Source organism: Rhodococcus sp. K11/5, assembly GCF_055193735.1.
Genome location: NZ_CM143721.1, coordinates 2045923 through 2071051, shown reverse-complemented (window position 1 = coordinate 2071051; position 25129 = coordinate 2045923). Strand labels below are relative to the sequence as shown.

The 25129-nt window shown below is 67.2% G+C and carries 22 protein-coding genes and 1 tRNA gene; 10 read left to right on the top strand and 13 right to left on the bottom strand.

The features are described 5' to 3' along the window. Positions 1–72 precede the first annotated feature (72 nt). The 5 genes from ftsX to prfB form a co-directional block, all read right to left on the bottom strand. Positions 73–978: a permease-like cell division protein FtsX gene (gene ftsX / locus ACY466_RS09910; RefSeq protein WP_463252013.1), complete on the bottom strand. Its 906-nt coding sequence runs from the start codon at positions 976–978 to the stop codon at positions 73–75. A gap of 47 nt (positions 979–1025) precedes the next feature. Continuing rightward, a complete protein-coding gene (ftsE, locus tag ACY466_RS09905; protein ID WP_463252012.1) occupies positions 1026–1715 on the bottom strand; it encodes a cell division ATP-binding protein FtsE in 690 nt (229 codons plus the stop codon). 63 nt (positions 1716–1778) lie between these two features. Further along, positions 1779–2282, bottom strand: a complete 504-nt coding sequence (locus ACY466_RS09900) for a hypothetical protein (RefSeq protein ID WP_463252011.1) — start codon at positions 2280–2282, stop codon at positions 1779–1781. Further along, complete coding sequence (locus ACY466_RS09895) at positions 2279–3082, bottom strand: mechanosensitive ion channel family protein (RefSeq protein WP_463252211.1); 804 nt, start codon at positions 3080–3082, stop codon at positions 2279–2281. Before ACY466_RS09895 ends, ACY466_RS09900 begins: the two co-directional genes overlap by 4 nt. An 89-nt stretch (positions 3083–3171) precedes the next feature. After that, the gene (gene prfB / locus ACY466_RS09890) at positions 3172–4287 is read right to left on the bottom strand and encodes a peptide chain release factor 2 (protein ID WP_463252010.1); all 1116 of its coding nucleotides are present in this window, start codon (positions 4285–4287) and stop codon (positions 3172–3174) included. Between the two features lie 80 nt (positions 4288–4367). On the opposite strand from prfB, the gene hisN reads away from it, so the two are divergent. The 4 genes from hisN to ACY466_RS09870 all read left to right on the top strand — a co-directional run bounded on the left by hisN (position 4368) and on the right by ACY466_RS09870 (position 8297). Beyond that, entirely contained in the window at positions 4368–5186 is an 819-nt protein-coding gene (hisN, locus tag ACY466_RS09885) for a histidinol-phosphatase (RefSeq protein ID WP_463252009.1), read from the top strand. A 103-nt stretch (positions 5187–5289) separates the two neighbouring features. Further along, positions 5290–6711, top strand: a complete 1422-nt coding sequence (locus ACY466_RS09880) for an acyl-CoA dehydrogenase family protein (RefSeq protein ID WP_463252008.1) — start codon at positions 5290–5292, stop codon at positions 6709–6711. Positions 6712–6744: 33 nt separating this feature from the next. Beyond that, a complete protein-coding gene (locus ACY466_RS09875) occupies positions 6745–7965 on the top strand; it encodes an acyl-CoA dehydrogenase family protein (RefSeq protein ID WP_463252007.1) in 1221 nt (406 codons plus the stop codon). A gap of 116 nt (positions 7966–8081) precedes the next feature. Further along, positions 8082–8297, top strand: coding sequence for a hypothetical protein (locus tag ACY466_RS09870; protein WP_463252006.1), 216 nt, complete (start codon positions 8082–8084; stop codon positions 8295–8297). A 146-nt stretch (positions 8298–8443) separates the two neighbouring features. Here ACY466_RS09870 and ACY466_RS09865 read toward each other — a convergent pair. Next, positions 8444–8520 (bottom strand) — tRNA-Met (locus ACY466_RS09865). A 476-nt stretch (positions 8521–8996) separates the two neighbouring features. Between ACY466_RS09865 and ACY466_RS09860 the strand changes: the two genes are divergently transcribed. Continuing rightward, positions 8997–9527: a transglycosylase family protein gene (locus ACY466_RS09860; RefSeq protein ID WP_463252005.1), complete on the top strand. Its 531-nt coding sequence runs from the start codon at positions 8997–8999 to the stop codon at positions 9525–9527. Positions 9528–9619: 92 nt separating this feature from the next. Here the strand turns inward: ACY466_RS09860 and ACY466_RS09855 are convergent, their stop codons facing one another. Continuing rightward, a complete protein-coding gene (locus ACY466_RS09855) occupies positions 9620–12577 on the bottom strand; it encodes a UPF0182 family protein (RefSeq protein ID WP_463252004.1) in 2958 nt (985 codons plus the stop codon). A gap of 249 nt (positions 12578–12826) precedes the next feature. Between ACY466_RS09855 and ACY466_RS09850 the strand changes: the two genes are divergently transcribed. Further along, positions 12827–13423: a PPA1309 family protein gene (locus tag ACY466_RS09850; RefSeq protein WP_463252210.1), complete on the top strand. Its 597-nt coding sequence runs from the start codon at positions 12827–12829 to the stop codon at positions 13421–13423. A gap of 33 nt (positions 13424–13456) precedes the next feature. On the opposite strand, the gene ACY466_RS09845 is transcribed toward ACY466_RS09850, so the two are convergent. Both ACY466_RS09845 and ACY466_RS09840 read right to left on the bottom strand, forming a co-directional pair. Further along, positions 13457–14485: an LLM class flavin-dependent oxidoreductase gene (locus ACY466_RS09845; RefSeq protein WP_463252003.1), complete on the bottom strand. Its 1029-nt coding sequence runs from the start codon at positions 14483–14485 to the stop codon at positions 13457–13459. Between the two features lie 158 nt (positions 14486–14643). Then, positions 14644–15666 (bottom strand): YlbL family protein, encoded by a 1023-nt coding sequence (locus ACY466_RS09840; protein WP_463252002.1) that lies wholly within the window; start codon positions 15664–15666, stop codon positions 14644–14646. A gap of 118 nt (positions 15667–15784) precedes the next feature. Here ACY466_RS09840 and ACY466_RS09835 point away from each other — a divergent pair, with 118 nt between their 5' ends. The 3 genes from ACY466_RS09835 to ACY466_RS09825 all read left to right on the top strand — a co-directional run bounded on the left by ACY466_RS09835 (position 15785) and on the right by ACY466_RS09825 (position 19647). After that, positions 15785–17146 carry a zinc-dependent metalloprotease gene (locus ACY466_RS09835; protein WP_463252001.1) on the top strand — a complete coding sequence of 454 codons (1362 nt, stop codon included), beginning with the start codon at positions 15785–15787 and terminating at the stop codon, positions 17144–17146. 123 nt (positions 17147–17269) lie between these two features. Further along, entirely contained in the window at positions 17270–18223 is a 954-nt protein-coding gene (locus ACY466_RS09830) for a hypothetical protein (RefSeq protein WP_463252000.1), read from the top strand. 107 nt (positions 18224–18330) lie between these two features. After that, positions 18331–19647, top strand: coding sequence for an ABC1 kinase family protein (locus ACY466_RS09825; protein ID WP_463251999.1), 1317 nt, complete (start codon positions 18331–18333; stop codon positions 19645–19647). A gap of 48 nt (positions 19648–19695) precedes the next feature. Here ACY466_RS09825 and ACY466_RS09820 read toward each other — a convergent pair whose 3' ends face one another. Beyond that, on the bottom strand, positions 19696–19950 hold the full coding sequence (locus ACY466_RS09820; RefSeq protein ID WP_463252209.1) for a WhiB family transcriptional regulator: 255 nt from the start codon (positions 19948–19950) through the stop codon (positions 19696–19698). 598 nt (positions 19951–20548) lie between these two features. Then, a complete protein-coding gene (locus ACY466_RS09815) occupies positions 20549–22681 on the bottom strand; it encodes an ATP-dependent DNA helicase UvrD2 (protein WP_463251998.1) in 2133 nt (710 codons plus the stop codon). A 140-nt stretch (positions 22682–22821) separates the two neighbouring features. Between ACY466_RS09815 and ACY466_RS09810 the strand changes: the two genes are divergently transcribed. Then, complete coding sequence (locus tag ACY466_RS09810; protein WP_463252208.1) at positions 22822–23046, top strand: mycoredoxin; 225 nt, start codon at positions 22822–22824, stop codon at positions 23044–23046. A gap of 27 nt (positions 23047–23073) precedes the next feature. Here ACY466_RS09810 and nudC read toward each other — a convergent pair whose 3' ends face one another. Both nudC and ACY466_RS09800 read right to left on the bottom strand, forming a co-directional pair. Further along, positions 23074–23973 carry an NAD(+) diphosphatase gene (gene nudC / locus ACY466_RS09805; protein ID WP_463251997.1) on the bottom strand — a complete coding sequence of 300 codons (900 nt, stop codon included), beginning with the start codon at positions 23971–23973 and terminating at the stop codon, positions 23074–23076. 64 nt (positions 23974–24037) lie between these two features. After that, positions 24038–25108: a potassium channel family protein gene (locus tag ACY466_RS09800; protein WP_463251996.1), complete on the bottom strand. Its 1071-nt coding sequence runs from the start codon at positions 25106–25108 to the stop codon at positions 24038–24040. Between the last annotated feature and the right edge of the window lie 21 nt (positions 25109–25129).

Here is a 25129-nt window from a genome sequence, read left to right as displayed (position 1 = left end):
TCGTCGCGACTGTTCGCTCATCATAAGGAGCACGTCCAGCCGATTGTTCCCGAGCGCGTGCGCCGACCGACGTCACTGGCGTACGTACAGCCGCAGCGTGATGTACGACGTGACCGCCGCCATTCCCACACCGACCAGCAGCAACACCGGCGACACCAGGAGCACGTCGCTCGATGTGATCCGGGCCAGGATGTTCGCCTGATAGAGGTCGTCGAGCACGGAATCGATGAACGCCGTCTTCGCCGTGAACAGGCCCGCGATGGCCAGCACGGCCCCGACGAGCGAAGCCACCACCGCCTCGAGGAGGAACGGCAGTTGCGTGTACCAGCGGGTCGCGCCGACCAGTCGCATGATTCCGACCTCGGTCCGTCGGGTGAAGGCGGCGATCTGGACCATGTTGGCGATGAGGAGAACGGCGGCGACGGCCTGCACCACGGCGATCGCGAACGCCGCGTTGCGCACTCCGGCGAGCACGCTGAACAGGCGGTCGACGAGCTCGCGCTGGTTGAGCACGCTCTGCACCCCCGGCCGAGCGCCGAACTGATCGTCGATGACGCCGAATCGTTCCGGATCGTCGAGTCGAACCTTGAACGATGCCGGGAAGCTCTCCGGGCTCACCAGCGACGCCAATTCGGGCTGGTCGCGAAACACTCGGTCCGTCGCGTCGGCCACGGCGTCGTCGCGGTTCAGGTACTGCACGGAGGTGACCGACGGTGTGGCTTCGAGATCGGTGCGCAACGCCGCACACGTGTCGGAGGTACATCCCGGGTCGGAACCGGAGATGTCGTCCGTGAGGAAGATCTGCACCTCGACCCGATCGAGGAAGATCTGCTCCGTCTTCCCCGCCATCTGCACGACCAGCAGACCGCCGCCGAAGAGACCCAGGGAGATCGCGGTCGTGAGGACCATCGCGATGGTCATGGTGATGTTGCGACGGAGACCGGTGAGGACTTCACCGAAGAGAAAACTTGCACGCATGGCGAGATACTTTCGTCGATCGGGCGAGGGGCGGGAACGTCGGGGAACTACCGCCCGACGCCGTAGACCCCTCGGGCCTCGTCGCGAACCACACGTCCGTTGTCCAGCTCCACGACTCGTCGACGCATGGAGTCGACGATGTGGTTGTCGTGGGTGGCCATGAGAATCGTGGTTCCCGTGCGGTTGATGCGCTCGAGCAACAACATGATGTCCTGGCTCGTGTCCGGGTCCAGGTTGCCGGTCGGTTCGTCCGCGAGAAGAACCAGCGGGCGATTGACGAACGCACGCGCGATCGCGACGCGCTGCTGCTCTCCTCCGGACAACTCGGTGGGGAGCCGATCGGCCTTGCCGGACAGCCCGACCAGTTCGAGCACCTCGGGAACCGTGCGCTCGATCATCGATCGCGGTTTTCCGATGACCTCGAGCGCGAACGCGACGTTCTGCGACACCGACTTGTTCTGCAGCAGACGGAAATCCTGGAACACGCACCCCATGCTCTGCCTCAGCTTGGGGACCTTACGACCGGCGATCTTGTTCACGTGGAACGACGCCACCGTGATGTCACCCGAGGTGGGGACCTCCTCGCGGAGCAGCAATCGCATGAACGTGGACTTGCCGGAACCCGACGGTCCGATGAGAAAGACGAACTCTCCCTTGTCCACCTCGACCGAGACCTTGTCCAGGGCAGGGCGTGTGGAGGACTTGTAGGACTTCGACACGTTCTCGACGCTGATCACGGGACGCCAGTGTAGCCGCGTCGCCCCGGCCGTCTCGAGCACCGACTCGCCCGCGGGGCGCGACTACTGATTACCGCTCGCCGGCGGTAACGGCAGTCCCGGGATGGCCGGGAGCTGAATACCCGGAGGCCGCTGGGTGGACTCCGTGGTGCCCGGCGCCGTCGTGGCGGTGTCCGTCGTCTCCGGCACCTGTTGGGTCGGCGTGTTCGGCACGGTGGTTGCGCCGGTGGGTGACGACGTCGGAGTCGGCGTACCGGTGACCGTCGGTTCGGGTTCGACCGTCGGTTGCGGCTCGGGCTCGACCTCTTCCGTCGTCGGCGGCACGTACAGCGGGGAGTTCTCGTTCAACGTCGGGTCGTACCGCACCCCGTTCCACAACACGAGCACCGCGAAGAACAGGACGATCAGACCGACCGTCGTGGTCCTCAGGCCGCCCGGTAGGTACGGCGGGATCTTCGACACCCAGGCGAACCGCGACTTCTTCTCGTTCTCGGCGGGCTCGGTGGCGTCGGTGCCGGTGGCGTCGGTGCCGGTGGCGTCGGCGCCGCCGGCGTCGGGCCGGGTCATCGTTCGACCCCCGTGGCCTCGTCGGCCGAGAGTTCGGGCGAGACGGTGATGCCGTCTCGACGCAGAACGAGGGCGATGCGGGCACGCAGTTCACGCCCCACCTCGAACTGTTTGCCGGGCAGGGTGCGCGCGACGATGCGCAGGTTCACCTGATCCACCTCGATGCTCTCCACGCCCATCACCGTCGGCTCGTCGAGCAGCAACTCGGTGAGGTGCCGATCGGTGTGCGCCTCCTTGCCGACCGACTTCAACAGTTCGGTGACTCGCGGTAGATCGGCGGACGGCGGTACCGGCACGTCGATGACCGCGCGAGCCCAGTCCTTCGACAGGTTGACGGCCTTGACGATCTGCCCGTTCGGAACGGTGATGACCTCGCCCTCCGCGGAGCGGATCCGGGTGACTCGCAACGTGACGTCCTCGACGGTCCCCTCGGCGTCGCCACCGGGCGTGCCGAGAATCGCCAACTGCACCACGTCGCCGTAGCCGTACTGGCGCTCGGTGATGATGAAGAATCCCGACAGGATGTCCTGCACGATGCGCTGCGCCCCGAAACCGAGAGCCGCGCCCAGCACGGTGGCGGGTGCCACCAGGCTGGTGATCGGAAAGCCGAGTCGCTGGAGCACGCGGATCGCGACCAGGACGTAGATCAGCGCGATCACGACCCAGGTGATGACCTGGGCCAGCGAGTGGCGGTGCTTCTCGGCTTCCGTGCGGATCAACGCGTCGGTCTGCTGGTAGGCGCGGTCGATTCGACCGGTGATCTTGGTCCCGAGCCAGTTGACCCCGCGGGCGGCCAGCATGCCACCCAGAATCCACAGGATGATCTCGAGAAAATTGTTCGCCAACCAGAAGTTGAGATCCGGAGGCGGCGTGAGGAAGCTCGGCACGGTCAGGACTCGTCCGTGCGCATGCGCCAGCGGATGCCCGATTCGATGAACCCGTCGATGTCACCGTCGAGGACGGCCGAGGGGTTGTTCACCTCGTACTCCGTGCGCAGATCCTTCACCATCTGGTACGGGTGCAGCACGTAGGAACGCATCTGATTGCCCCACGAGCTGCCGCCGTCGCCCTTCAGGGCGTCCATCTCGGCGCGTTCCTCCTTGCGCTTGACCTCGAGCAGCTTCGCCTGGAGCACGCGCATCGCCGAGATCTTGTTCTGCAGCTGCGACTTCTCGTTCTGACAGGTCACGACGATGCCGGTGGGGACGTGGGTCAGACGGACGGCCGAGTCGGTGGTGTTGACGGACTGACCACCCGGACCCGACGACCGATAGACGTCCACCCGGATGTCACCTTCGGGGATCTCGATGTGGTCGGTCGTCTCCACGACGGGCAGCACCTCGACCTCGGCGAACGACGTCTGGCGTCGCCCCTGGTTGTCGAACGGACTGATACGGACCAGGCGGTGCGTGCCCTGCTCGATGGACAGGGTGCCGTAGCTGTACGGCGCCTTGACCGCGAAGGTGGCGCTCTTGATGCCGGCCTCCTCCGCGTACGAGGTGTCGTAGACCTCGACGCCGTAGCCGTGCTTCTCGGCCCAGCGGATGTACATCCGCATCAACATCTCGGCCCAGTCCGCGGCGTCGATACCGCCTGCGCCGGACCGGATGTTGACCAGGGCGTCCCGCTTGTCGTACTCCCCGGACAGCAGGGTCCGCACCTCGAGCAACTCGATGTCGGTGTGGAGCGAGGTGCGCTCGGCGTCGGCTTCGGCGTGGGCCTCCGCGGCGGCGTCGCCCTCCTCCGCCTCGGCCAGCTCGTAGAGCACGGGCAGATCGTCGAGGCGCTGTCGCAGCGCTTCGACGCGCCGCAGCTCCGCCTGCGAATGCGACAGAACGCTGGTGACCTGCTGCGCGTGCTCCTGGTCGTTCCACAGCTCGGGGTCCGCGGCCTGGTGCTCGAGTTCGTCGATGCGTCGACGCAGTTCTTCCACGTCGAGCACCGACTCGACGGTTCCCAGGGTGGTGTTCAGTTCGGCGATGTCGGCAGAAACGTCAGGATGCACGCGCTTCAGGTTACCGGTGCCACGGCGTTCACCCGAACGGCGGCGCGGGCGGCCCGGGCTCGATCGGTAACGTCCTCGCGGTGACCGACCGCGACCCGACAGACCGTGCCCGCTCCGTCGCCGACGATCTCGCGCTCGCCCTGCGCCTGGCCGATCGCGCCGACTCCATCACCTCGGCTCGTTTCCAGGCCGTCGACCTCCGTGTCGACGACAAGCCCGACCTGACGCCCGTCTCGGACGCCGATCTGGCCGTCGAGACCGAGATCCGTCGGATGCTGGGTACCGAGCGCCCCGACGACGCGATCCTCGGCGAGGAGTTCGGCGGCGACGCGATCCTGTCCGGTCGTCAGTGGGTGCTCGATCCCATCGACGGCACCAAGAGCTTCGTACGAGGGGTCCCCATCTGGGCCACGCTGATCGCACTCCTCGTCGACGGAACTCCCGTCGTGGGTGTCGTCAGCGCACCTGCCCTGTCCCGTCGATGGTGGGCCGCGTCCGGTCTCGGCGCCCACACCCGGTTCGGCGACGCGGAACCGCGCCGATCGCAGGTGTCGTCGGTCGGGGACCTGTCGGCGGCGAGTCTCGGCTTCTCCAGCCTGAGCGGTTGGCGCGAGATCGGCCGTCGGGACCGCTTCGTCGCCCTGACGGACGAGGTGTGGCGCATCCGCGGGTACGGCGACTTCCTCTCCTACTGTCTGGTCGCCGAGGGAGCCGTCGACGTCGCGGTCGAGCCCGAGGTGTCTCTGTGGGATCTGGCGCCGCTCGACATTCTCGTCCGGGAGGCGGGCGGGCGGTTCTCCTCGCTCGACGGTGCCGCCGGACCCCACGGCGGAAGTGCCGTCGCGACCAACGCACTGCTGCACGATCGGGTCGTCGGACGGCTTCGTTCCACCGATTGAGCAGGTCCGGGCGCCGACGACGCGCCCTCACCACACGGTGGACACCGAACTTACCGCTCAGTAAGATAGGCGGAGTCCCCGACCGAACACCGAGAAACAGCTGGTGATCATGACGAAGAACGACAGCGCTCCTACTACAGCGACGTCCGACGCCGCGCGGCGTCCGGTGCGTGACACGTCCGCAGTCGGCCTCAACCCGATCCGGCGCGACGCCATCGGCACGACCATGCGGATCCTCACCAAGCTGACCGGCTCCGAACTGGCCGAGAAGTACAAGCTGCGTCAGACGATCGACCGCGTGACCTACGAGGGCACGAAAACCGGATTCCGGACTCTGGGTGCAGCGACCCGCACGTTCTCCAAGGTGGCGGGCGGCGGCGCGCCGACGCGGCTCCCCGAATCGTCGGTCAAGAACTCCGACTACTTCGACCTGACGCCGGACGACGAACAGAAGATGATCGTCGAGACCGTCTTCGAGTTCGCGGAGGAGATCATGCGGCCGGCCGCGCACGACGCGGACGAGGCTGCGGCGTCGCCCGACGACCTGGTGTCGCGGGCCGCGGAACTCGGTATCACCCTGATCAACGTGCCCGAGAACCTCGACGGCGCGGCGAGCGAACGTGGAGCGGTCACCAACGCTCTCGTCGCCGAGGCCCTCGCCTACGGCGACATGGGACTGGCTCTGCCGATCCTGGCGCCCAGTGGCGTCGCGGTCGCACTGACCCAGTTCGGGACGGATGCACAGCAGAAGACGTATCTACCCGCATTCTCCGGCGAGAAGGTTCCCGGTGCCGCGCTGGTGGTCACCGAACCACGGGCGCTCTTCGACCCGTTCGCGTTGAGCACCAAGGCGGTCCGCTCCCCCAGCGGCTACAAGATCACCGGCGTCAAGTCGATGGTTCCGGCCGCCGCGTCGAGCGAACTGTTCGTCGTCGCCGCCGAACTCGACGGCAAGCCGGCCCTGTTCCTGGTCGAATCGGACTCCGCGGGGCTGAGCATCGAAGCCGACCCCAGCATGGGACTGCGTGCCGCCGGGCTGGGCCGACTGCATCTCGACGACGTCGCGGTGCCGGAGGGCAATCTCCTCGGTGACGGCGATGCCGACTCTCACGCCGCCGATTACGCCGACGCGATCCGGCTCGCCCGCCTCGGCTGGGCATCGATGGCCGCCGGGACGTCCAAGGCCGTTCTCGATTACGTCGTCCCCTACGTCAACGACCGCACGGCGTTCGGCGAGCCGATCAGCCACCGGCAGTCGGTGGCCTTCATGGTCGCCAACATCGCCATCGAGCTCGACGGACTGCGCCTGGTCGTCCAGCGCGGCGCCTCACGAGCCGAGCAGGGTCTGTCGTTCGCCCGCGAAGCATCGCTCGCGCGTCGCCTCGCCGGCGACAAGGGGATGCAGATCGGTCTGGACGGGGTGCAACTCCTCGGCGGCCACGGCTTCACCAAGGAACACCCGGTCGAGCGCTGGTACCGCGATCTGCGCGCCATCGGCGTCGCCGAAGGCATCGTCCTGATCTGATCGACTTCCCCTCTGCCACAAAGGAACACACTCATGATCAATCTCGAACTTCCTCGCAAGCTCAGGGCGTCGGCCAACCAGGCACACCAGGTCGCAGCCGAGATCCTTCGTCCCATCTCGCGCAAGTACGACCTCGCCGAGCACTCCTACCCCGTGGAGCTCGACACCATGGCCGCCATGGTGGAGGGAATGACCGACGCGGGCAACGACGTCGGCGGCGCCAAGGGTGGACGCGAAGGCAAGACCGACCCCGCCAAGTCCGGCAAGACCACGAACGCCAACGGCGGCAACATGTCCGCGTTGGTCAACGTCATGGAGACCTGCTGGGGCGACGTCGGACTGACGCTGTCCATTCCGTACCAGGGCCTCGGCAATTCGGCCATCGCCGCGGTGGCGACCGACGAGCAGCTCGAGCGCTTCGGCAAGGTCTGGGCCTCGATGGCCATCACCGAGCCCAGCTTCGGTTCCGACTCGGCTGCGGTCAGCACCACGGCCGTTCTCGACGGTGACGAGTGGGTGCTCAACGGCGAGAAGATCTACGTCACCGCCGGCGAGCGCTCCACACATATCGTGGTGTGGGCCACCGTCGACAAGAGCGCGGGCCGTGCCGCCATCAAGTCGTTCGTCGTGCCGCGGGACGCACCGGGACTCAGCGTGGCTCGACTCGAGCACAAGCTGGGGATCAAGGCGTCCGACACCGCCGCCCTGCTGCTCGACAACTGCCGCATCCCCCGCGACAACCTGCTCGGCTCGGAAGAGGTCAACAACGAGAAGGGGTTCGCGGGCGTCATGCAGACGTTCGACAACACGCGCCCCCTCGTGGCCGGGATGGCGATCGGTGTCGCCCGCGCCGCCCTCGAGGAACTGCGGACCATCCTCACCGACGCCGGTGTCGAAATCGACTACGACGCCACCACCTACGGCCAGCATGCGGCGGCTGCCGAGTACATCCGGCTCGAAGCCGATTGGGAGGCCGCGTACCTGCTCGCGATGCGTGCAGCGTGGATGGCCGACAACAAGGAGCCGAACTCCCTGCAGGCGTCCATGTCCAAGGCCAAGGCCGGGCGCAGCGCCTCGGACATCACGCTCAAAGCCGTGGAGCTCGCCGGCACTCTCGGCTACTCGCAGCACCTTCTGCTCGAGAAGTGGGCCCGCGACACCAAGATCCTCGACATCTTCGAGGGCACGCAGCAAATCCAGCAGCTCATCGTCGCGCGACGTGTTCTCGGAAAGTCGTCCGCCGAACTGAAGTGACACCGACGTCCCACCTCGACAGGCCCGACGCGCGCGCGTCGGGCCTGTCGTCGTTCGTGGCAAGCTTGCAGTGCCGGATGCCGATCGACGTGCACCGCAGCAGAAGGAGGAGTTCGATGTCCGACTGGGTGAAGAAGATCGAAGAGAAGACCAAGGGTTTCATCGCCGAAGCCGAAGTCGAGCTCACCGCGCTCGAGGGAGTGGACACCGTGGACCTCGGCGAAGCGGACGACGGTGACAGCGAATCGCGGACGGACACCGGCGGCGAGAAGGACGAGAACGATGCACCGAGCACCGGCATGACGTCGGCGGATCCCGACATCTCGCACTGACGCTATGAGTCAGGGGCACCCTCACGTCGCCAGACAGACCGAGGGTGCCCCTCACTCCACCGCGCCGCCCGCGTCAGGGGCCGCGCGCGCGTGTACAAACACAAACGGACCGGAACTCCGTGAGGAATTCCGGTCCGTGTGCACTGTGGTAGCGGGGACAGGATTTGAACCTGCGACCTCTGGGTTATGAGCCCAGCGAGCTACCGAGCTGCTCCACCCCGCGTCGGCTTCGAATCGCTGTGCGCCTCGAAGCGGTACTTCGTTTTGCTGTGTTGCTGAACAAGAAGTTACCGGACGGCATCGTGCATTTGCAAATCGCCTGCTGACCAATGGATTTCCGATACCAGCCGCCCACCCGAGTCGTGACCGGGGTCTCAAAATCAGCATGATGCCCCTCACATAACGAGCGCATCACGAAACCGCAACGCGGTGGTGTCGACCGACGGTGACCTGGGTTTTTGCAGGGAGAGCGGGGATCAATCACGGGCGACATGCCCGAATCCGACGATGTGACCGGTCGAGATCGCTCCATTACCGTCGCGTCCGGCCCACACACCGGGCCAGGCCGACCCGCCGCTGACCTCACTGCCCCGCGGGATCGGAAGACCCGACCACACGGGGGCAGAGGTCCGGCACATCCGCATCGACACCACACGTCGTTGTGTGCCGCGCCTGACAGCGCCGAGAGGATTCACCCGTATGACCACAGCACGTAGCTTCACCGCCCGCGCCCTCGGCTACGCCGCCGTCGCCGGCACCGTCGTCGCGATTCCGCTCGGACTGAGCACCGCCACCGCCAGCGCCGCACCCGCCCACAACTGGGACGGCGTCGCACAGTGCGAGAGTGGTGGCAACTGGTCGATCAACACCGGCAACGGGTACTACGGCGGACTCCAGTTCTCGCAGAGCACCTGGTCGTCGCACGGCGGTAGCGGCATCGCCTCCAACGCCTCGAAGGCCGAGCAGATTCGCGTCGCCGAGAACGTGCTCGCGTCTCAGGGCGTCGGTGCGTGGCCGACCTGCGGCAAGTACCTCACCACCGCGTCGCCTGCACCGACGGCTGTGCCCGAGCCTGCTCCGGCACCGGCGCCCGCACCGGCTGCACCGGCTGCACCCGCACAGGACCTCATCGATCAGGGTGCGGCGTTGGCCGAACAGTACGGCGTGGCAGCGCAATACCAGGACTTCGTGTCCGCGAGCCAGGGATTCGTGGCCGGCCTTCCTCGCTAGAAGCCGAACCGCACACCCCGAACACGACGAAGCCCCGCATCCGATCGGATGCGGGGCTTCGTCGTGTCGAACAGATCGAGTCGACCGGCGTATCAGCCGCCGGCGTTCTCGTACTCCTCGATCGCCTGCTCCAGCGTGGCGAACGCGGAACCGAGCTGAGCGAAGTCGCCCGAACTCTGAGCCGCACGCACACCCTCGAGTGCGGCATTCAGATTCTGCACGGCAGCAGCCTGATCGGCCGGGGGCGGAGTGGCGGCGGCCTGGGGTTCGGCCGGGGTCGCCGGTTCCGTCTCCGCTTCCGTTCCGGTCGTGGCCCCGTTGACCTCGGTGCCGTCCACCTCCGGCTCGACGGCAGCCACGGCCGATCCACGCCCGAACACCTGCTCGAGCGCACCGGCGAGCGTGGGCGCGTACCCGACGCGACCGTCGTAACTCACCAGCACGCGGATCAACTGCGGGTAAGCGGCGGGATCGTTGCTGCGCGAGGCGTACACCGGCTCGACGTACAACAACCCGTCCTCACCGATGGGCAGGGTCAGCAGGTTGCCGAACGTCACGGTGTTCTCACGACGCACGATGCCCAGGTTCTCCGACACCAGGGTGGTGGTCGTCATCTGGTTCTGTACCTGGTTCGGACCCTGCACCGACGTATCGGTGGGCAGCTGGAGCACCGTGAACTGGCCGTATCGCTCCGGTGACGAATCGACACTCACATACGCACCCAGCACCTCTCGCCGGAAACCGGTGAGCGCACTGGTGAGCTGGAAGGTCGCGTCCTCCGAGCTGCCGGACGGATCGCGGGTCACCACGTAGTACGGCGGCTGACTGGCGACGTTCGTCCCCTCCACCGTCGGATCGCTCGGGACCTCCCAGAACGCGTTGTTGGTGAAGAACTCACGAGGCTCGTCGACGTGGTACCGCGTCAACAGTTCTCGCTGGACCTTGAACAGGTCTTCCGGGTACCGGAAGTGGCTGCGCAATTCGTCCGTCACCGCAGACTTGGGCTCCACCGTTCCGGGGAAGGTGGACATCCAGGCATCGAGAACGGGATCGTTCTCGTCCTCCTGATAGAGGCGAACCGTGCCGTCGTAGGCATCGACGGTCGCCTTCACCGAGTTCCGGATGTAGCCGACCTGCCGGCTGGGCAGCGCCCGGACGGTCGTCGAGTCGAGGCTGTCCTCCGTGGCCTCTTCGAGGGAGGTCTGCTGGGAGTACGGGTACTGATCCAGCGTGGTGTAGCCGTCCATGATCCACACGATGCGACCGTCGACCATGGCCGGATAGGTGGCACCGTCGAGCGTCAGCCACGGCGCCGTCTTCTCGACACGGTCACGGGGATCGCGGTTGAAGATGATCTTCGACTCGGACCCGATGACGCCCGAGAACAGCAGGTTCCGTTCGGCGTAGCTGGCCGCGAAGACGCCGCGGTTGAACCAGTTGCCGATGGGCACTCCGCCGTCGCCGGTGTAGGAGTAGCTGCTCGAGTCGCTGTCGTATTCGCGCGGCTCGCCCGCCGATCCGACGATCGCGTAGTCCGCGTTGGAGTTCGCGATCACCGGGCCGTAGTAGATACGCGGCTGGTCGAGGTTCGCGGGACCGTCGTTGCGGATCGTTCCCTCGGCGTTGTTCTCGATCCAGTTGAGCTGGTAGCTCGGGTAACCACCCTGGTCGGTGTTGCCCTCCTGGGCGACGCCGACGACGGCGTTGGCCGGAGCCGCCACCAGACCGTTGCCGTGCGTGAACACGGTGTGGCGGTTGATCCAGTCGTTCTGGTTGTTGGTGAGCGACTGGGGAGAGATCTCGCGCGCGGCGACGACGTAGTCCCGCAGCTCACCGTCCACCTCGTAGCGGTCCACCGCGAGCGTGTCGGGGAACCCGTAGAAGTTTCGAATCTGCTGCTGCTGCGTGAACGTGCGCGACAGCACGTTCGGATCGAGCAGACGAATGTTCGACAGCGTCTGCTCCTCGTCCGCCACCTGCTGAGGCTGCAGGGTCGCGCTGCCCGAGTAGTTCCGATAGGTGACCGTCTCGTCGGTGATGCCGTACGCGGCTCGCGTCGCCGCGATGTTCCGTTCGATGTACACCGCCTCGCGGTCCGCCGCGTTCGGTCGAACCGAGAACTGCTCGACGACGAGGGGCCAGACGGCGCCGACCAGAATGGACGAGAGCACCAGCAGCGCGGTGGCCAGAGCGGGAATCCGAAGATCACGCAGGAAGATCGCGGCGAAGAAGGCACCGGCGCAGATGACGGCGATGGCGAGCAGGATCAACTTGGCGGGCAGAACCGAGTTGATGTCGGTGAAGCCGGCGCCGGAGAAGACCGGTTCCTTGCGACTGCTCCACAACAGCTCGTACCGGTCGAACCAGTAGGCCACCGCCTTGAGAACCACGAAGGTGCCCGCGAGGGCGGCCAACTGGATGCGCGCCGGCTTGGTGAGTGCACCCTCACGCCCGCTCAGGCGCAGGCCGCCGAAGATGTAATGCGTGACGAGCGCGGCGAAGAACGCCAGGACGACGGCGACGAAGAGCCAGTTCAGAACCGAGCGGTAGAACGGCAGGTCGAATGCGTAGAAACCGATGTCCAGTCCGAACTGCGGATCGGTCTGACCGAAGCTGCCGCCGTTCAGGAACAGCTGCACGGTCACCCAGTTCGCCTGGGCCACGAGGCCGGACAGGAAACCGATCGCCACGGGGACACCGATACCGAACACCCGAAGGCGGCTCATGACCGTCGTGCGGTAGCGGGCGATGGGGTCGTTGGGTCCGACGGTCGGTACGAAAACCGGGCGCGACCGATACGCGAACATCAGCGCGGCGAACACGACGCTGCCGACCAGAATGGAGACGGCGAGGAAGACCATCAGGCGGGTCACCAGCACGGTCGTGAAGACGCTGCGGAAACCGACCTCTCCGAACCACAGCCAATCGGTGTAGATATTCACCAGGCGCGGGCCGAACAGCAGCAGGGCTGCCACCACCGACGCCAGGATGAGCAATGTACGGCTGCGTCTCGTGAGAGTCGGTAAGCCGGTTGGGGGCCTCATGCCCACGAGCCACACTCCAGGATCTCGTGCGACCGTCTCGCGCACCACCACGGTCTCGGTGGCAGCACGGCGACGACAGCAGCATCATGTTTCTCAAATGTCCGTTTCGGACCACTGTACGGGCACTTCCCGACACCACGGACCGCAGACCGTGGCGCCGAGGACGACTCTAGCCCCGAGTGCAAGGATGGGTACGTGAGCGACAGTCCAGGCGAATACTTTCGACCCGACGACCACTTCGATCCCGGCGCCGATATCGGCCGCTCCGAACGCGCTCTCGCCCGCTGCGTGCGCGAGGTCGTCGACTTCGTCGAGGCCGGCGGATGGGACCAGGGACCTCAACTCTTCGCCCTGGTTCCGACGGCGGATCTCGCCGCAGCCGAGCCGAGCCTGCTCGATCAACTGCTCGACGGCGCCGATCTGACCCCGGTTGCGCAGGAGCGGCTGCCCGCCGACGTCGCGGGCGGGTCGCACGCCCTCGACGAGTTCCTGGGCACCACGACCTGGCCGTCATCGGTCGCCGGATGCGCTCTGGTGGAGGAGATCGTGGTCCTGCCGCCCGACGCGGAGACCGATCTCGACAACGCCCTCACTCCCCTGCTGGCCGACCGGGACGCGGCCGATCAGGCCGCCCGGCTGGCGGCGGAAGAACACCCCGAACGCCGTGACGGCCGGCTCGTGGTCGCCGTGTTGCGGGACGGCCCCTCACTCGCCCTGCTGCAGCTGCGTCCCGACGAGGACGAGGACGGCTTCGGAGACGAGTCGGCCGAGCTGCTGACCTACGAGAACCTCGCGCCGAACGTCGTCGCCGCCCTGTACGCGACCCTGGACGCGGTGGACGAGGACGACTGATCGGCAGCGCAGACCGGCCGTCACCCCGAGCGGTCAGCCCTTCGCCACCAACGGCGCGACCTCGGTACCGAGAAGCTCGATTCCGCGGAGCAGATCGCTGTGCGCGAGCCGCGGGTTGGTCATCTGGAGGGAGAGTCGGTCCACCCCGCCCAGCTGCTCGCCGACGCGAAGGATCTTGTCGGCCACGGTCTTCGGGTCGCCCATGAAGAAGGCACCGTTCGGCCCCGAGGTCGCGTCGAACTGTTGACGCGACGGCCGGGCGAATCCGCGCTCACGGGAAATCTTCGTGAACATCTCGTTCCAGCCGGGGTAGATCGTGTCGGCTGCGGCCTGCGTGGTCTCGGCGACGAAACCGAACACGTGCAGACCCACCTGCAGCTTTTCGGGTGCGTGGCCCGCCTGAGCTCCCGCACGCCGATACAGGTCGACGAGTGGGGCGAACTGCCGCGGTTCGCCGCCGATGATCGCGATCATCAGGGGCAGGCCCAGCAATCCGGCGCGGGCGAAGGACTCGGGGGTTCCACCGACTCCGACCCAGATCGGCAGCGGATCCTGCATCGGTCGCGGGTAGATGCCCTGCTTCTTCAGCGCCGGCCGGTGGCGACCGGACCAGGTGATCTCGACGTTGTCGCGAATCTTCAGGAGAAGGTCCAGCTTCTCGGCGAAGAGCGAGTCGTAGTCGGCCAGGTCCAGACCGAACAGGGGGAAGGATTCGGTGAAGGAACCGCGGCCCACGACCAGGTCGATCCGGCCCTTCGAGATCAGATCCAAGGTGGCGAACTCCTGGAACACCCGCACCGGGTCGTCGGCGCTGAGCACCTTGACGGCGCTACCGAGCCGAATGCGTTCCGTTCGAGCGGCCGCGGCGGCCAGGATGATCGACGGTGCGGAGTCGTAGTACTCACTGCGGTGATGCTCCCCGATGCCGAACGAGTAGAGCCCGACCTCGTCGGCGAGCGCTATCTCTTCGAGCAGGTGACCCATGCGCTCTTCCGGAGCGATCACGCGTTCGTCGGTCGGATCTGTCACGGAGGAGACGAAACTGTCTACGCCCAGGTGCACGGTGGACCTCTCGATCGGGAATCGTGTCGCCGTCGCGACCTTCGGACGGCGCCGGCCGTACGATGACGGCCGGTCGGTGGGAGAACATCGTTGCAATCGAAACTATTTCACGTCACCGGGTCCGCACGTTCAGCAACTCGGAGCCTCGCCTCCGGCGTTCAGCAACTCGGAGCCTCGCCTCCGGCGTTCAGGGACTCCAGCGCGTCGATCGCACCCGACAGCTGCTCCACCCGCACCAGCCGAAGTCCGTCCGGAGTCCGAGCCGCCGCTTCCGCGCAGTTGTCGCTCGGCACGAGGAACGTGGTCGCCCCCGCCTCCCGCGCAGCGATGAGCTTGTACGGGATTCCCCCGATCGGCCCCACGTTGCCGTCGGGATCGATGGTTCCGGTCCCCGCCACGAACGTGCCTCCCGTCAATTCGCCCGGGCTCAACTTGTCGATCACCGCGAGGGAGAACATCAGACCGGCGGACGGGCCGCCGACATCGGCGAGGTTGAAGTCGACCGTGAACGGAACATCCGGAGTCTCGACCGGGGTGATCCCCAGGTATCCGCGTTCGGCGTCGTCGGGTCGCGGCGCGAGGGTGACCTCCTCGGTGACGGGCGTGCCGTCCCGGATGACGTCGATCGTCACCGTCGATCCGGGGCCGCGAGCACCGACCGCCTCCTGCACGGACGCGACGGTGGAGACGGACACATCGTCGACCGCGACGAGCTCGTCACCCGCTTCCAGGATTCCCGCGGCCGGGCTGTCGTCGCCGATGTCGTCGATCGACAGCAGCACCGGCAGGTCCAGATACCGCAACGCGGCGAGCTCGGCGCTGTTCTCGGACTGCGCGAAATCCGCCTGATTCGCGCTCTCGACCTCCTCGCGCGTGCGGTCCGGCGGGTATATCTCGTCGCGAGGGACCAGACCTTGCCGACCGCTCAGCCACAGACCCAGCGCCTCGAACACGGTGAGACCGTCCCGGACCGCGACGGTGGTCATGTTCAGATTCCCGCGGGTCGGATCGGTCTCTGCGCCCTGGATGTCGACGACGGGTTCGCCGTCGACCTCACCGAGCGTGTCGAAAGTCGGGCCGGGTCCCAGCGCCGCGAACGGAACGGTGACCGCGGATCCGAGTACTCCGAGCACGACCACCGGCAACAAGGCGACCAGCAGAGTCGCGATCCTTCGATTCACGTCACCACAGTAATGATGATCGGCCGGAGCGCCGCCGCGCGGTGGCTTCGGCCGATGTTCGCCCTCGGCACGGTCTCCGAACGCCGACGAGCGGCCGTCGGCCTTGTACCGTTGAGGCATGACTAACAGCCCCTTCGGATTCTCGAATTCCGACGACGACCCGGACCGCGACAAGCCGTCCGGGGGTGGCCAGGGGGGTGGACCGGGCGGCTTCGGCTTCGGCGGCGAGGGGTTCGACCCCGCAGCACTGGGACAGATGTTCACCCAGTTCGGCCAGATGCTGAGCGGTATGGGGTCCTCGTCGTCCGCCGGTCCCGTCAACTACGACATCGCCAAGAAGCTGGCGCTGCAGCAGATCGGATCGAGCGAGCCGATTCGCGACGGTTCGAAATCGGCCGTCGCCGACGCGGCACACCTCGCCGAACAATGGCTCGACGAGGCGACGATCCTGCCCGCCGGTGCCGTGCGTACCCAGGCCTGGACCCCGCACGAGTGGCTGGACAACACCCTCGACACCTGGAAGCGACTCTGCGATCCGGTCGCGGAGCAGATCTCCGGGATGTGGACCTCCGCGCTGCCCCCGGAAGCGCAGCAGATGGTCGGTCCCATGATCGGCATGCTCGGGCAGATGGGCGGTATGGCCTTCGGGTCGCAGCTCGGCCAGGCGCTCGGTCAGCTCGCCAAGGAGGTACTCACCTCCACGGACATCGGCCTCCCACTCGGACCGTCGGACACGGCGGCCCTGCTTCCCGCCGCGGTCGCCGAGTTCAGCAGCGGCACCGAGCTTCCCGAGCGCGAGGTTCTGGTGTTCCTCGCGGCCCGTGAGGTCGCACACCATCGCCTCTACTCCCACGTTCCGTGGCTGCGTCAGCGAGTCCTGGCGACGGTCGAGGAGTACGCGCGGGGCATCCGGATGGACTTCGGTGCGATCGAGGAAGCCGCACGCGGTCTGGACCCGTCCGCCCTCACCGATCCCTCGCAGCTCGAGAAGATCCTCCAGCAGGGCACCTTCGAGCCGCAGACGACGCCGGAGCAGAAGGCCGCCCTCGAACGCCTCGAGGTGCTCCTCGCCCTGGTAGAGGGGTGGGTCGACACCGTGGTGACCTCCGCCGTCGGGGAGCGACTCCCGGGAGCGTCCGCGATGTCGGAGACAATGCGTCGCCGACGCGCGTCGGGTGGTCCCGCCGAGCAGACGTTCGCCACCCTCGTCGGCCTCGAACTGCGTCCGCGCAAGGTTCGCGAAGCCGCCGATCTGTGGCGGAAGCTGACCGACGCCGCCGGCATGCAAAGCCGAGACGGAGTCTGGGCGCACCCCGATCTGCTCCCCGACTCGTCCGATCTCGACGATCCCGCCTCGTTCCTCGATCGCATCGTCGGCGGCGAGACGGTCGGCAACTTCGACGACCCGATCGCTCAGCTCGAGGAGTTCGAGCGCAAGCGGGCCGCCGATGGAGACGGAGACAGCCCCCCGGCGACCTGATTCGCCGACCTGGGAATTCGTCGACGCTCCGCTCCGACGGTGCAGGTGGGAGCCTCGGCAGCCTGTGGATGAACGCCGTCGCCGCCGCGGTCTTCGGGTAGCGCTCGTGCCACCGTGTGAGCCATGAGCCCTCGGTCGCAGGAACCCGCTCCGTCGGACAAGGCCGTACCGGAGATCGCCGCGTCCCCGACGATTCCCTCCGCGCTCCACGACGTCGCCGTTCCACAGGCGGTGGCCGCCCGCGCCACCGCCTGTGGTCTGCCCGTGCTCGACGCGTCGATCGCGCTGCTGCGCCGTCGCGACGGCACCGTGCAGATCGGGTGGACCCCGGAACGCCGGTTCGTGCTCAGGCCGCCGCCGGGAGTCGACGTCGCGTCGATGATCGCGGTTCTACGCCTGATCGACGGCCGACGCAGCCTTCCCGATCTTTACTGGCGTGCCGCCGCGCTCGGACTCGACGGTTCGCACCTGACCGTCGTGCTCGGTGAACTGGACGGACTCGGCGTGTTGACCCGCCGTCGCCCGGAACGGCGTCGCACTCCGTCGGTCCTGGTCCTCGGTCGCGGTCCACTCACGGACGCCGTCACGATCGGACTCTCACCGACCTGCACCGTTCTGCGCCGACACGTCACGTTGCCGAACCGACGACTCGACGTGGACTGCGTGGTGTTGTGCGACAGCCTGACGTGTCGTCCCGAGATCACCGCCGTTCTCATGAGCGGTGCCATCGCGCACCTTCCGGTACGGGTTCGCGACGGCACCGGGGTGGTGGGACCGTTCGTCGAACCCGGACGGACCAGTTGCCTGCAATGCGCGGATCTGACTCGGTGCGACTACGACCGTGAGTGGCCCCACCTCGCGGCGCAGATGCTGTCGTCCTCGGGGGCAGGACCTGCCCCCACCGTCGGCGCGACGGCCGCCTTCGCCGTGGCGCAGGTGCTCGCCTACATCGCGTTGCGACCGGACGGTCCTGCGCTCCCGACCTTCGAGCACAGCGTGGAGATCGACGCCACCTCCGCGACCGCGGTGCGGCGGCGATGGCCTCCGCACGCTCTGTGTCGATGTCGTGGCGAATGAGCCGCCGGACGGACCTGGCCGGGGTCCGGTCGTGATGTGTCACCGACATCGGACCCGTGGGCCGACCGGTGGCGGCGCGTTTTCCGGTTGTCCGCCATGATGGAGTCATGCCCGACATTCCACGAAGAGGTTCCGCCCGATCCGCCAAGCTCGCCAGCATCCCGCTCGGGATGGCGGGCCGGGCCGCAGTCGGTTTCGGACGCAAACTCGCCGGGGGCAACAGCTCGGACATCGACGCCGAACTGAGCGCGAAGGCCGCGGAACAGATGTTCGCCGTGCTCGGCGAACTCAAGGGCGGCGCGATGAAGCTCGGGCAAGCGCTGTCGGTCATGGAAGCAGCCGTACCCGAGGAGATGGCGGGCCCGTACCGCGAGGCACTCACCAAGCTGCAGGCCGAGGCGCCCCCGATGCCCTCCTCGACGGTGCACCGCGTGCTCGATCAGCAACTCGGGACCGGGTGGCGCGCGCGAATGCAGCACTTCGACGACACACCGACGGCATCGGCGAGTATCGGGCAGGTGCACCGCGGAACGTGGTCGGACGGTCGCGACGTCGCGGTGAAGATCCAGTACCCCGGCGCCGATGAGGCGTTGCGCTCCGACCTCAAGACTCTGTCCCGCTTCGTCGGGGTGCTCTCGACGGTCGTTCCCGGCACCGACGTCAAGGCCGTGCTCGAAGAGATGTCCGCGCGGACCGAGGAGGAGTTGGACTACCGCATCGAGGGCGACAACCAGCGAGCGTTCTCCACCGTCTACGAGGGGGATCCGCGCTTCACCGTCCCGCGTGTCGTCGCCAGCGCGCCCAAGGTGGTGGTGTCGGAATGGATGGAGGGCACGTCGCTGTCCGCGATCGTGTCCGGCGGCACGACCGAGCAGCGGAACCGTGCCGGGGAGAATCTCGCCCGGTTCCATTTCGAGTCCGCCGCTCGGGTTCGACGCATCCACGGCGATCCGCACCCCGGAAACTTCAAGCTGCTCGACGACGGTCGGCTCGGAATCATCGATTTCGGAGCCGCACTGCAGTTGCCGAACGGACTGCCCCCGGAACTGGGCAGGATGGTGCGGCTGTCGCGGGACGAGAAGTTCGACGAGCTGACGGAGTTGTTGCGCGACACCGGTTTCGTTCTCCCCGGCCGTACGGTCACCGATCAGGAGATCGCGGACTATCTGCGGCCCTTCACCGATCCGATCAAGACCGAATCGTTCCACTTCACCCGGCAGTGGTTGCAGAGCACTGCGGGCCGGGCCGCCGATTTCAACGGTCCCCAGTTCCGTACCGCTCGCTCGTTGAACCTTCCGCCGCAGTACGCCGTGATCTTCCGGGTGTTGCTCGGATCGGTCGGAATCTGCGCGCAGCTCGATTCGTATGCCCCGTACATGGCGATTCTGACCGAGTGGATGCCGGGCTTCACGGACGCCGCGTAGTAGCGGGTGGGCGTCGCCGACCATGGGTCGGCGACGCCCGATCCTCGGTCACGCGACGGCCGCGGTCTTTCGGGGGCGACCGCGGGGGCGCTTGCGGGCGATGACCACGCCCTGCTCGAAGATCTCGCCTCCCCACACTCCCCAGGGTTCGGCGCGATCCAGGGCCTCGCCCAGGCACCACGAACGCACGGGGCACCGAGCACACAGCTGCTTCGCGCGCTCGAGGCGTTCCGGAGAGTCCGCGAACCAGAGATCCGGATCTCCGGTGCGGCAGGGGATGTCGGGTTTCGTGGTGGCTGCGATCCCCCACGACTCGAGGTCGTCCGATTCATCTGTGCGGGGGGTCGTCCGGGTGTCGACGGTGGACACGTCGGTCTCCTCTTGTTTCGTGTCGGTCGGTGATCGATGACGGGCGAACCGGCGGTGTCCGTCGATCGAGATGCGATCTCGACACGACGAAGGCCACGGTTCGCGGGGCGAATCCGTGGCCTTCGTGTGGTGCTACGAAGTGTGGTCCTATCCGGGCTGTGCCCGGGAGAGATCCATCACGGATGCCCGCGGCGCAATGCGCGTGCGACGCAGCAGCCCGACGAGCGGAAGGACTGCGAACACACGGGTTCCACGCACAGCTGCGTCACCCGGCACGCGATGCGCGGACGATGGTGCATGGAAGGCCACGAGGGCCTGCATCGACGTCTTCTTCACGGGTGACACCTCCTTCGGCAATCGAACGACAACGGGATGAAGCGGTCCTGCACTGGATCACGAGTCCGACCGACGAACGTTGCCGCCCTACGGATCCGGACACCGGGCGACGAGCACTCGGTCGATACCCCGCAACAGTAAACGCGCCGGGAAGGGGGCACAACCTATTTTTAACCTGCGCTTTCGCGCGTTTCCGTCAGGTGTCCGAGCGTTCCGAGATCAACGCCAGCACGTCCGCGCCGAACCGTTCGAGCTTCTTGGCGCCGATCCCCGGAATGGCGACCAACCCCCGCTCGTCGCGTGGACGCTGCTCCGCGATGGCGGTGAGCGTGTTGTCGCTGAACACCACGTACGCCGGGACCTTCAGTTCCTTGGACGTGGCCGAGCGCCAGGATCGCAGAGACTCGAGCAGGGGGATGTCGACGTCCGAGGGGCACGACTCGCACCGACCCAACATCGTGGCCACCGTGCCGATCACCTGCTTGCCACACACGCGACAGACCGGGCGTTTGCGGGACGACGTCGGCGCGGCGATGCGCGACGCGGGAGAATCGTCGGGCACCAGATCGACCAGGAAGCGAGATCGGCGGCGCGATTTGCGGCCGCCCTCGTTCCGAGCCAGCGCCCACGAGAGCTCCAGGTGTTCGCGCGCCCGCGTCACACCGACGTAGAGCAACCGTCGTTCCTCCTCCACCGCGGCCTCGTCCGGCGATGCGTTGTTGTCCCCCAGCGCGTGACTGATGGGCACCGTGCCATCGGTGAGTCCGACGAGGAACACCGCGTCCCATTCGAGCCCCTTGGCCGCGTGCAACGACGCCAGGGTGACCCCCTGCACCGTCGGTGGGTGCCGCGCTTCGGCGCGCGCGGCGAACTCCCGGAGCAGACCGTCGAGGTCGAGGTCCGGCATCTGAGCCACCAGGTCACCGGTGAGCGCCGACAGCGCCTGCAGGGCGGCCCACTTCTCGCGGGCCTGCGCGCCGGACGGTTCCGCCGTGGTCAGACCGAGCGGAGCCAGCACCGCCTCGACCAGACGAGGCAGGCCGGCACCCACGCGGGACTCGTCCGGCAGGTCCGTGCGACCGGCACTGGATCGAATCGCCGCGATCGCCGACCGCACGTCCGGTCGCATGAAGAAACTTTCGCCGCCGCGGACCTGGTACGGGATGGCCAGCGCCGTCAGGGCCTGCTCGTGTGCCTCGGAGTGGGCGTTGATCCGGTACAGCACGGCGATCTCCGACGGTTCCACACCGTTCCTGATCAGGCGCTGAATGGTCCGCGCGGTGCCGGCTGCTTCCGACGCCTCGTCGTCGTACTCCACGAAGGTGGGCTCGGGTCCCGCCGGGCGCTGTCCGATCAGCTGCAACCGAGTGCCGGCGATGCGCCCCTTGGCGGCACCGATGACCCGGTTCGCCAGCGACACGACCTGGGGCGTCGAGCGGTAATCCCGCTCCAGGCGAACCACCGTCGCATCGGAGAATCGGCGCGAGAAGTCGAGGAGGAACTTGGGCGTCGCTCCCGTGAACGAGTAGATGGTCTGGTTGGCGTCGCCCACCACCGTCAGATCGTCCCGCTCCCCCAACCAGGCGTCGAGTACTCGTTGCTGCAGCGGAGTCACGTCCTGGTACTCGTCCACCACGAAACAGCGATACCGCTCCCGGAACTCCTCCGCCACCGCGACGCTGTTCTCCAGCGCCGCGGCCGTGTGGAGCAGCAGATCGTCGAAGTCGAGCATCACCGCGTCCGGATCACTCGTCTTCAACTGCTCGTAGCCGGAGTACACCGCCGCGACCCGTTCGGGATCCGTGGGCGTGTCCCGATGCAGACGGGCCACGGACGCCGCGTAGTCCTCGGGAGCGATCAACGACGCCTTGGCCCACTCGATCTCTCCCGCCAGATCGCGGACACTGTCGGTCGACGTCGACGCGCCCACGGCGGACGCGGCGCGGCCCACCACCGTGAACTTCCGATCGAGCAAGCGCCACTGGGTGTCCCCGACGACCTGCGGCCAGAAGTACTTCAGTTGACGCATGGCCGCAGCGTGGAACGTCCGGGCCTGCACCTGCCCACCCGCACCGGCGATGCCCAGCGCTCGCAACCGTTCGCGCATCTCTCCGGCCGCACGGGCCGTGAAGGTGACGGCGAGTACCTGACCCGGCGACACGTGATTCGCCGCGACGAGGTGCGCGATCCGCCGGGTGATGGTCCGCGTCTTACCGGTGCCCGCACCGGCCAGCACGCAGACCGGACCGCGGGGGGCGAGAACGGCGGCCGACTGCTCTGGATCGAGACCGGCGACGGCGTCGCGTTCGGGACTGTCGCGTTCGTTCACCGATCCATCATGTCAGCCGAGTCCGACAGCGACGCGACGCCCGATCGTGAGGAACAATCCCGACGGCCGTGTGCGTTGTACGGGATGTGACTACGACAGCTGATCAGACGACAACTCACGACAAAGCTCCGGCCGTGACGATGTACTCCACCGAATGGTGTGGCTACTGCCGTCGGCTGAAGACCCAGCTCGACGAGAGCGGCATCGCGTACACCGAGATCGACATCGAACGCGATCCCGCGTCCGCCGAGTTCGTCGGCAGTGTGAACGGCGGAAACCACGTGGTGCCCACCCTGCGTTACGCGGACGGCAGCACCGCGACCAACCCCTCGCTGGCGCAGGTCAAGAAGTCGCTCGGACTCTGAGCGGGCGCTGCCTCGGCGCGCAGGACGTCACGCCGAGGCAGACCACGATTCGAGCATCGCGCGTGCGATGGAGATCGAGCCGGGCAGCAGCAGGGGTGCATCGTCCGACGCACTCCAGTCGCCCGCGTCCAGGGCCGCGCGTACCTCGCTGCGGCTGAACCATCGCGCTTCCGCGATCTCGCCATCGTTGAAGTACAGTGCCTGCTCACGGTCGGCGCGGGCGGCGAATCCGATCATGATCGAGCGCGGGAACGGCCACGGCTGACTCCCGAGGTAGGCGAGATCGGTCACGTCGAGGCCGACCTCCTCCTTCACCTCGCGTGACACACACGACTCCAGAGATTCTCCGGCCTCCACGAAGCCGGCCAGCACCGACATCCGGCGGACCGGCCAGACCGGCTGACGTGCCAGCAGAACGTGATCGTCGCCGTCGTGAACCAGAACGATCATCGCGGGGTCCGACCGCGGCCACTCTTCGTGCCCGGTGACCGTGCTGATCCGCGACCACCCCGCCGCAGCCGGTCGCGTCGGCGACCCGTCTCGCGCGGAGAACTGAGCCGTGCGGTGCCAGTTGAGGAGCGCGACGGCGGTGACCACGAGTCCGGCGGAGGACTCGGTGAGCACGTCGCCGAACGACCGGAGATCGGTCACTTCGCCGGGCAGGGCTTCGACCGGTACTGCCCAGACGTGTTCCGAGGACACCACGCCCAGGAAGACGGCGTCCTCCGGCGGCGCGTCGCCCAGGCCGCTCGCCGGGATCAGTTCGACCTGCCCGTCGGCGACCGGAACCCGGCCTGCAGCATCCACTCTCAGCACGGAGGCGGTTGCCCAACCGGTGGCCAGCGCGTCGGTGTCCCGACGCAGTTCCTCGGCGCGGTGGAGCGGCGAGCGCGACAGCAGGGGTTCGGTCAGCAGGGTGAACGGCACGCACCGACACTACTGACCGATGCTGTCGATCGACCCGCCCGGCCACCGGTCGCGCCGAACCGGTTCAGTTCGTGACGCGTCGGATGTACAACAGGCGGTCCTCGGCCTCGACGGCGTCGACCTCGGGAGAACCGACGCGAACGAGTCGGCCGTTCCGGACGACGCCCAGCACGATGTCGGACAGGTGCCGCGGTGACCCGCCGACCTCGTCCGGCTCGACCTCGCGCTCCGCGATCGCGAACCCGGCCTCGGGCGTCAACAGGTCCTCGATCATCTCCACGACACTCGGCGTCGTGGTCGCGATTCCCAGCAGGCGACCCGCCGTCTCCGACGAGACGACCACGGAGTCCGCACCGGACTGGCGCAACAGATGCACGTTCTCCGCTTCGCGGATCGCGGCGACGATCTTCGCCTTCGGGGCGATCTCCCGCGCGGTGAGCGTGACCAGCACCGCGGTGTCGTCACGATTGGTGGCGACGATGATGGCCGACGCATGCTGAGCGCCGGTCAGCCGGAGTACGTCGGACTGGGTGGCCGAACCGGACACGGTGACCAACCCGACGGCAGATGCCGCCTCCAGAGCGGCCTGATCGGTGTCGACGACCACGATCTCGGCGGCGGGAACTCCGTCACCGAGCATCGCGTCGATTGCGGTGCGGCCCTTGGTGCCGTAACCGACGACCACGGTGTGATTGCGCACGGTGCGCCTCCATCGCTGAATTTTGAACGCCTGACGGGAGCGCTCGGTGAGTACGGACAGAGTGGTGCCGACGAGAAGGATCAGGAAGAAGACCCGCAAGGGGGTGATCACCAGGATGTTCATCAAGCGGGCCGACGGCGAGAGCGGCGCGATGTCGCCGTAGCCGGTGGTCGAGAGCGAGACCGTCGTGTAGTACAACGCGTCGAGGAAGGACAACCCGTCGCCCTGGGTGTCGGCGTACCCGTCACGGTCGATATAGACCACGGTCGCCGAGACCAGCAAGGTCGCCAGTGCCATGAGAATGCGACGGTAGATCGCTCGCCACGGACTCTGTTCGAACTCCGGGATGCGAAGAATGCCGACCAGGGTGAAGTCCGGACGATCGGTGAGGGCCGCGTTCGAATTGCTCAACCGCGTGCGCAGCCGTCCTGCCATGCTTCGTCCTCGCTCGAGTTC